Annotated in this window: 9 protein-coding genes; 1 reads left to right on the top strand and 8 read right to left on the bottom strand. The window is 41.3% G+C overall.

Annotation, left to right across the window (positions count from 1 at the left end; genetic code table 11):
- Positions 1 to 25: 25 nt before the first annotated feature.
- The 7 genes from fghA to MMO38_RS06245 all read right to left on the bottom strand — a co-directional run bounded on the left by fghA (position 26) and on the right by MMO38_RS06245 (position 6,080).
- A complete protein-coding gene (fghA, locus tag MMO38_RS06215) occupies positions 26 to 871 on the bottom strand; it encodes an S-formylglutathione hydrolase (RefSeq protein ID WP_241322938.1) in 846 nt (281 codons plus the stop codon).
- Complete coding sequence (locus tag MMO38_RS06220; protein ID WP_121930062.1) at positions 840 to 2,285, bottom strand: C13 family peptidase; 1,446 nt, start codon at positions 2,283 to 2,285, stop codon at positions 840 to 842. Before MMO38_RS06220 ends, fghA begins: the two co-directional genes overlap by 32 nt.
- A gap of 191 nt (positions 2,286 to 2,476) precedes the next feature.
- Complete coding sequence (locus MMO38_RS06225; RefSeq protein ID WP_241322939.1) at positions 2,477 to 3,286, bottom strand: class I SAM-dependent methyltransferase; 810 nt, start codon at positions 3,284 to 3,286, stop codon at positions 2,477 to 2,479.
- Positions 3,280 to 4,104: an undecaprenyl-diphosphate phosphatase gene (locus MMO38_RS06230; protein WP_241322940.1), complete on the bottom strand. Its 825-nt coding sequence runs from the start codon at positions 4,102 to 4,104 to the stop codon at positions 3,280 to 3,282. Before MMO38_RS06230 ends, MMO38_RS06225 begins: the two co-directional genes overlap by 7 nt.
- Before the next feature lie 2 nt (positions 4,105 to 4,106).
- Positions 4,107 to 4,775 (bottom strand): tRNA (adenosine(37)-N6)-threonylcarbamoyltransferase complex dimerization subunit type 1 TsaB, encoded by a 669-nt coding sequence (gene tsaB, locus MMO38_RS06235; protein ID WP_241322941.1) that lies wholly within the window; start codon positions 4,773 to 4,775, stop codon positions 4,107 to 4,109.
- Positions 4,776 to 4,912: 137 nt separating this feature from the next.
- The gene (locus MMO38_RS06240; protein ID WP_171065305.1) at positions 4,913 to 5,440 is read right to left on the bottom strand and encodes a gamma carbonic anhydrase family protein; all 528 of its coding nucleotides are present in this window, start codon (positions 5,438 to 5,440) and stop codon (positions 4,913 to 4,915) included.
- A 25-nt stretch (positions 5,441 to 5,465) separates the two neighbouring features.
- The gene (locus tag MMO38_RS06245; protein WP_171063418.1) at positions 5,466 to 6,080 is read right to left on the bottom strand and encodes a CoA pyrophosphatase; all 615 of its coding nucleotides are present in this window, start codon (positions 6,078 to 6,080) and stop codon (positions 5,466 to 5,468) included.
- 119 nt (positions 6,081 to 6,199) lie between these two features.
- On the opposite strand from MMO38_RS06245, the gene MMO38_RS06250 reads away from it, so the two are divergent.
- Entirely contained in the window at positions 6,200 to 6,748 is a 549-nt protein-coding gene (locus MMO38_RS06250; protein WP_241322942.1) for an NUDIX hydrolase, read from the top strand.
- Between the two features lie 42 nt (positions 6,749 to 6,790).
- Here MMO38_RS06250 and MMO38_RS06255 read toward each other — a convergent pair whose 3' ends face one another.
- Positions 6,791 to 8,491, bottom strand: a complete 1,701-nt coding sequence (locus MMO38_RS06255) for a hypothetical protein (protein ID WP_241322943.1) — start codon at positions 8,489 to 8,491, stop codon at positions 6,791 to 6,793.
- Positions 8,492 to 8,561: the final 70 nt, after the last annotated feature.

Raw genomic sequence — 8,561 nt, forward strand, 5'->3', positions numbered from 1 at the left:
AAGCTCCATTTGAGCTTCTTTTAGGTTAATCGCCTACTTTTTCGAGTTGAATGGCATGAAACTGTAAGTGATCATCCATAAAACTTTGGATAAAGTAATATCCATGATCATAGCCTTGGTGCAAACGCAAGGTAATCGGTTGACTTGCATCCAAACACGCTTGCTTGAACGCTTCGGGATTGAGTTGGCTATAAAACTGATCATCTATACCTTGATCAATGAGTATTTCCTCAAACAACTTCCCTTTTTGCTGAACCAAAGCGGTTGCATCATGTGCCAACCAAGCTTGTCGATCATCACCTAAATATTGGCTAAATGCCTTTTCACCCCAAGGACAAATACTTGGTGCACAAATTGGGGCGAATGCAGAAACAGATTTAAATTGTTCTGGATATTTAAACGCTAAGGTCAATGCGCCATGACCACCCATTGAATGCCCGAAAATTCCGACTTGGTTTTCAGTAATTGGAAACGCATGCAACACTTGTGCATACAGCTCATCAACCAGATAAGACTCCATTTGATAGTGCGCTGCCCAAGGCTGTTGCGTCGCATTCAGATAAAATCCTGCGCCCTGCCCGATATCCCAATGATCACCTTGTGCAACATCATCGCCTCGAGGCGAAGTGTCAGGCGTGATCAAAATCAAACTCAGTCGAGCAGCCATACGTTGTGCATGGGCTTTGATCGCAAAAGTGTCTTCCGTACACGTCAAACCTGCAAGATAAAATAAAGCTGAACATGCTTTGCCCTCTAAAGCTGCAGGTGGCAGATAAACCCCAACTTTAGTTAAGCCTTTGAGATGTTGAGACTCAATTTGATAAACACGTTGCTCACCCTCAAAACAACGATTTTTTTGTAGTAGCTGCATGTTCATTATCCTGTGTTTTTGTAATATCAGTTGTTGCCATATTCTGCGTTGGGAATAAATACGGCTCCAATTGCGGTAGCATGAGTTCCATATTTCGACCAATCGACCACTGTGGCTCAGAAGGCTCAACCCCTTGTGCAACTTCCCATTTGGTTACCGTTTGCTTTGCTTGATCAAAAGCCGCTTTCATCGAATGTTGTTCGCGCATGGCTAAATCAAAAAAAGCACGACCAAAATAAGTATAGTCCGCTTCACTATTACAACCAAACGAGGTCTTATCTGCCGCAGAAGCCGTAATAATCAAGGTATCTGGCGATTGTAATGCTGGAACAAAACTGCCTGAATAACATGCTGAAATAACGATTACACGCCAGCGAATCCCTGATTTATCAAGTGTCTCACGTAACCATTTCGGATCAATTTGCCCCAAATCTAAAGGCGCATTTTCAAGCTCAAAATGATTACGCTCACCATGCGAGGTCATGTAAAGAAATAAAACGTCACTATCACGATTCATTTGCTGACCAATACGGCGCAAAGTCAATTCAATGCTGGTTTTAGATGCAATCGGGATATCTAAACGTGTTGCAGGATTATTGACCAGCATAATAGAGCGACCAAAAGTGCCAAAACGGGTATCAAATTGTTCTTTTATTCGCTCAATTTCAGACTTAAATACATCCGCATAACTGTCTCCAGCCACACCAAAAAAATACCAATGGCTATTGGCAATATCGCTGTATTGAATTTGATCTAACGCATTATTTAATAAATGGCTTTGGGCATAGAAGGCGTCTTCTGCAAAAGTGGCTGGTCTTTCTTCAACTTTCCAAATCGGTTGATCTTTTACCGATAACTGCCAAACCACCAAAGTTGCAATGGTCGCCACGAAGACCAAAGCACGTTCCCACCATGGCCAATTCAACGCACGAGAAAAAACCCAAATCACAGCCAAACTTTGCCAAACAAAAAGTCCTGCAAATAATGGCGGCAACAAACCGTTATAAATGCTATCGGGAATAAAATTGAGATAACCATTGGAACCAAGATATTGGACCAAACACTGTAAAAGCAGGATATTGGTATCAAGCACTAACCACAGTAATGCAGGAACGAGCATCAAGCGTGGTTGGTTCATCCGTTGTGATAGAAAAATACCGACAATTAGGGCAATAAAAGGCCAAAGTGCATAACCAATCAAACCTTGAGAGTTAAAGTCTCCAACCTGCCCCGCCACCAACCAACTATAAAGTGAGTTGGTACAAGCGCCCAAAATCCCCCACAAAATCAGCTGCGTGATCGATGGGTGAACCACTTGTAAAGATCGACGCGACCCTAGAAACAACCACATTCCAGCAATTTGGTTACTTTTAAAATCATGCCAGATATTTATCGATGGTTTGAGGTCTATCATAAAATTCTTCGGGATTAAACTCAAAATATGCCAATCTTTTACAGAATGAATTTCATTTTTTAAAAAGATGCGGTGCGAAATGCTAGTGTATGCTGGAGCAGATTTTTTTAGCAATTATGCTTTGGCACTATATCACAAATCTTTACTGAGCATTGACCGAAGCCACACAATCATTTGAATCTATTTTAAAATTAATCTTTTGAAAAATAAGCATCAAAACGACAAGCATCACCTAACCACTGATGATCAGCAACTTGCTCAGCGAGAAAAACAGCATGCCGTGGACGCTTCACAATCACGCGTTTTGCCACTTGCTTAGCCAAAGCAAGCAGTTGATCGCCTAAATCCATTTCACCATGCTCAGGTAACAACAAGTGCAATAATTGCATTTGTTTCTTCACTTGGGCTTGTTTTTTGATTGCTTGATGATTTTGATCACGTTGAGGAAACATGGGATCTAAATACACCACATCAACGGACTGATCTTGTTGTTTAAGCTGTTCTAAATAAACCGCTGAATCAGCAAAAATGAGTTCTATGCGCGACATCGTTAGCTGTAAAAATGGATCTTGCTGTGCTTGAACTTTCGCATCTTCTAATAAACAAAATAGAATCGGATTCCGTTCGACCAAATGAACCTGTGCGCCTAAATGCGCCATCAGTAAACTGTCATGCCCCAAACCAGCTGTTGCATCAACCAAATTCGGTTTCTCAGCCAATTGACATGCTCGAGCGAGCATTTCCGACTTAAGGCTGGCACGCTTTAAGCGTGGAATTTCTGCCTGCCAATCAGGTCGCATTTTCATACCGTTGGCACATAACCACAAACCTGATGCATCAACGCATAAAGCAAGTTCAGGGTTCAAACGCAAAAATCGAGCATTTAATTGCTCGATCAGACAAAGCTCGACCACCACCCCACGTAAAGAAAGCACAGTTTGATAATGCTGTGCTTTCTCGACTTCTGAGCTTTCAAAAAATAAGCGAAACTCGCCTACCATAATTTCCAACCAGTAAAGAAAAGTAATAAAATGAGTAAACCTGAAGCAATCCGATACCACGCAAAAACCATAAAATCACGCTTAGCCACATAAGCAACCAATGCACGAATCAAGAGTAAAGCCGAGATAAACGAAACGATCAGGCCAACCGCAAGTACGATCCAATCATCGAAACCATCAAGTACATGATAACTCTGATACAAGTCTAATAGGCCTGCACCAATAATCACAGGGATACCGAGGAAAAATGAAAATTCGGTTGCCGCTTTACGCGATACGCCTAAATACATTGCACCGATAATCGTTGCGCCTGAACGCGATGTCCCGGGAATCAAAGCCAACACCTGAATTAAACCAATCCAGATGGCTTGCTTAAAGGTAATATTTTCAACTTCAACGGCCTTAATCTGAGGTGGATTTTTCTCCACCCAAATAATGATTAAGCCACCAATAATCAAACCTAAAGCAACTACAAGATCATTAAAGAGCACTTCTTTAATCGTTTGTCCAAAGGTTAAACCGACCAAGACAATTGGGATCGAAGCAAAAATGAGACTAAAGCCCAAACGGCGCCCTTTCTCTTCGCCAGTGACCATACCTGTTGCAGCATTCCACAAGCGTGACCAATACTCATAGATCACGGCAGCAATCGCACCGATCTGAATCAAGACGACAAAAACAGCACTTTTTTCAGGTGTCCAAAAGTCCATTAATTCCGATGCCAAAATCAAGTGACCTGTACTTGAAATCGGTAAGAACTCGGTAATACCTTCAACAATACCCATGATCGCTGCTTTAAGCAGCAGTAACAAATCCATACCTAACCCGCTTTACCTTGTTCTGGAATCTTTTTCCACGCATCATCACGCAAATAAACAGGCAATGCATATGCTGCATCTACCCATTTTTGTTCTGCTGCATAAACCATCGCAATACTGGCAATATCTTGTGCTGTTGCCACAACTGCTTGTGATTGTGTTTTTTCTGACTGAATCAACGCGGCCCCTGAACCCACCGCGATATATTTGCAATAGGTTGAGGCATGCTCATAACGCAATAATTTTTCATCATCAACTGCCCGCATGGCACCCTGCTCATCCAAGCTAAAATTCGCGATATACACTTCTTGCATTCGCGCATCTAACACAGCAGTTACTTGAGTTAAACCATGCAAACGATATGCGGCTTGTGCCAACGCCTGTAAACTGGAAACAGGAATGACGGGCAGATCATGTGACCAAGCCAATGCTTGTGCAACCGCAGCATTAATCCGTACACCACTAAATGAACCCGGTCCTCGACTAAAGGCAATTGCGGTCAAATCTTTAAGTTGATTTTGTGTTTGTAATAAAGCTTGTTCAATTAAAGGTAAAATCGTTTGTGTTTGTGCTTTTGCACGCCCATCTAATTGAAAATAGAGCTCTTGAGTCGCATCAATTAATGATACGGAACACTGCTCATTGGCAGTTTCCAATGCAAGCAACTTCATGCAAAAACCTTAGGCGAAGTATGATGAAAAACGAGCGATATCATACCCCACTCCATTCTGATATTCGAGTTGTTCTCTATTTTGATACAAAAAAGCCAAACTTCTGTTTGGCACATTTTACTTTGATTAAGACACGCTTAAAAATGAAACTCTTCTAATGCTAAAAAATGCTTATAGTGTTCCGCATAATGCAAAGCACTCCAACGCAAGCGCTCAACATCCTGCTCATCAATCATCTTTACCACTTTGCCAGGTGAACCCATCACCACAGAATTATCAGGAATCACTTTACCCTCAGGGATCAAGGCATTCGCACCAATAATACAGTTTTTACCAATCACCGCCCGATTCAGAATCACAGCATTCATTCCAATCAAAGAGTTATCGCCAATGCTACAACCATGTAACATGGCTTTATGACCCACAGTGACATACTCACCAATATTCAGCTCAATCCCAGCATCCGTATGTACCACAGCATTTTCCTGAATATTGGAAAAATTACCAATACGAATAACACAATTATCTGCGCGAACTACAGCACCAAACCAGATACTCACTTGGCGACCAAACTCCACTTGACCAATAACCGTCGCTGTTGGTGCAACCCAGCCATCCCAAGGTTCATGCAATGCTTTCGGACTCAATCCTTGATACGTATACATCATGAGAAAATACTTCTTTAAAAAATTAAAACTTAGACAGACCAAAATTAGGTGGATTGACTAGAAAAGGCCAGTTTTTTTTATGCCCTAAACCATATTGGAACAAAGAAACCAACATTCTCGCTGTTAAGCCCCAAACCACCTCGCTCTCAACCTGCATACTTGGAAAATATAATGACTGACGCGCTAAACGAACTTCATACGGCAAAGGTGGGGCATCGATCAGTGCTTGAAGCTCAGCAAAAAAAATCCGATCAATTTCAGAAGGCTGTGCAATTAAATCAACTTGCGCAGGAATCAATCCCACAATTGGCTTAACCAACAGACCACTACGCGCACGTTGGATCGGCAAATCACCTATCAGCTTCACATCAAATGGATTTAATGCAGTTTCTTCTTGGGCCTCACGTAAAGCAACCACAATATTACTGGTATCACTCGGATCACGCTTCCCACCCGGAAAAGAAACCTCACCCGCATGTTGGGATAAATGGATCGAACGGCGTGTCAGCAACACTTTAGGTTGAGCCTCTTGCGTAATCGCAATTAAAACAGCCGCATCCGCCTGTTGGATTCGTTTGGAAAAACGCAACCGTTGTTGTAAAAGTTGTATTAACGATGGTTCTTCCATATGACTCATCTCTTTTTCGCATTTTCTTTATTATGCATCATAGCTGAAATTTGAACAGCAAATATAGAGATGATGCGCAGTCATAAAAATTCAGTTATGCTGAGCTATCTCTATCGCTGATGATAATTATGAGCTTTTGCGTTGCGTGTGGGCATCAAACCGAACAAAAAATTCCAGTAGGTGATCATAAATCACGACTTGTTTGTACCCATTGTGGTCACATTCACTATGAAAATCCTAAAGTGATTTGTGGTGCATTGGCCATTTGGGAAAATAAGGTTTTACTTTGTCGTCGTGCAATTGAACCACGCTACGGGCTATGGACATTACCCGCAGGCTATATGGAATTATTCGAGACCATGGAGCAAGGCGCAGCGAGAGAAACCCGTGAAGAAGCTGAAGCAGAAGTTGAAATTGAACAACTCTATTGCACCTACAATATTCCACGTATTGGTCAAATCTATGTGCTATTTAAAGCGATATTAAAACAAGGTATGTTTGGTGCAGGTGAGGAAAGTTTAGAATGCCGATTGTTTGAAGAACATGAGATCCCTTGGAACGAACTTGCCTTTCCTAGTGTGGAACAAACATTAAGGCACTATGTTGCTGACCGTAAAAGCGGTTTCTTTCCACCTCATTTAGAAACATTAGGCACACGCTTAGACCATACTGGTTAAATAAAAAAGACCGCAAATCGCGGTCTTTTAGATCACTAAAATCTAAGACTTGGTTTTAATGGAAGTACACGCAGGAATATTTTGATCTGCGATTTTAATGGTTACTGTACCAGCCCAACGTTTCGCCAACTCACGCTCTTCTGCGGTAGGCGCAACATATTTATCCTTATCCGTTTTTAGTCCGTCATAAAACCGTATATAGCTATCCAAAGCAATTGCATGAATATTATTCCAAACAACGGTATTATTTGAGAAGTTCGTTAAGTTAATCCCTGCTGGCTGTCCATCCAATAAATTATGGATATTCATCTTTGCCCCACCGATTCCATCAATATTTAAACCAAATAACGCACCATCAATGGTCTCAAATTTTGGATGAGATAAGATCATACGTACAGAGACAGATTTATCATTGGTTGAAAACTGTGTTGCACCCGTTGTACCAATACGGTATTGGGTTTCATCATATTCATCTGTATATGTTCCGTTCGCATTTACAGACTTGACTGTTGCACATCGTCCAGACATATCCGTTGCGGTAGCGTCTTTCCGAATATCAGTCCGAATATCCCCATGTTCATCAATGACGATACCTAAATCTACTGGCGGTAGTTTTGCAACTTCATCAAACCTAAAGGTTAATGTCGCATAGAGTGGAAATACGTATCGTTGTCCCGATGCAACATTTAGCTCAGTTTTAAAAATATCTTTTGAAAGGAAACTGGTGGGATTCACTTTTATGATATCAACCGTGCCTCTAAAAGGTTGATTGCCGAGGGCTTGTTGCCATTGACCTAAATGAGAGCTATCGACTTTGTCACTATCTTTAAGATTGACTAAACCTCGATAGAATCCTTCTGTTCCAGCAATCGTCGTTCCATTCATCAACTTCCCTTGCTTAACAATCAAATCATCGGATGCATTCGAATTAAAATTAAAAGACAAAGGTCGATCCACTTCAATCGCTTGTGTAAATGGATTTAACCAACTGTACTGAGGATTGACTTGCATTTTCACAGATTTGGTTGTCGTTGTGAGAATAGTAGGTGCAATCACATTCCCATCTTTAATCGCACTTCCTCGCCATTGATGCCCATAACCAAAGATATAACCTTGGCGATCTGTCAATAACAATGCCTCTCCGATCGCATGTAATAAATTATTGACCTTTGCATCTAAACATTTTGAATAATCCGTATTACAGCCAAAAAAGCCTTCTGGCAGCAGTGTGTTTTTAGTACTGTCCCCAGATTTAAAAACTGTTCGGTTCGCGACCCACACACCAGTATTAGAAAAGTTTAATAATGTTGTCAACGTTTCCAATGCCTGCTCATTAGAAACTGGGCTGACATCGACCCAAGGTTTTATCAGCTCAACATATTGACCACTACTCAATTCATTGACACCAATCGAGCTAGCAATACCCGCAAGTTGATTCTTCTTTTCTTGCGTTATTTCAGTTGGTTGAATATCACCAATAACATTACTACCTTGCTCAGCGCCTAAACTTTGGAAAATTCTAACCAATGCCATCGCGACACCAATGGTCTCATCCGTCTCATCCAAAGTCGTCGGTGTTTTCCCAGTCAGCGCCATCGCCAGATCAATCACTCTCATACGAGATGGAGTTTGCATTTTTAATTTAGAAATATCATCAAGTTTCACAGCACCTAAACTAATCTTCGGCGACTCTTCCCCTTGTAGATAAAACGTTACCGTAAGTTGACAAAAATAACTAATCATGCGAAAAAGTTTTTTTAGTTAACAGATGTTCACACATGCCTCGAATTGTTTCTGTACCACTTAGTTTAGA

The sequence above is a fragment of the Acinetobacter sp. NIPH 1852 genome, assembly GCF_022549455.1.
Taxonomy (GTDB): Bacteria; Pseudomonadota; Gammaproteobacteria; order Pseudomonadales; family Moraxellaceae; genus Acinetobacter.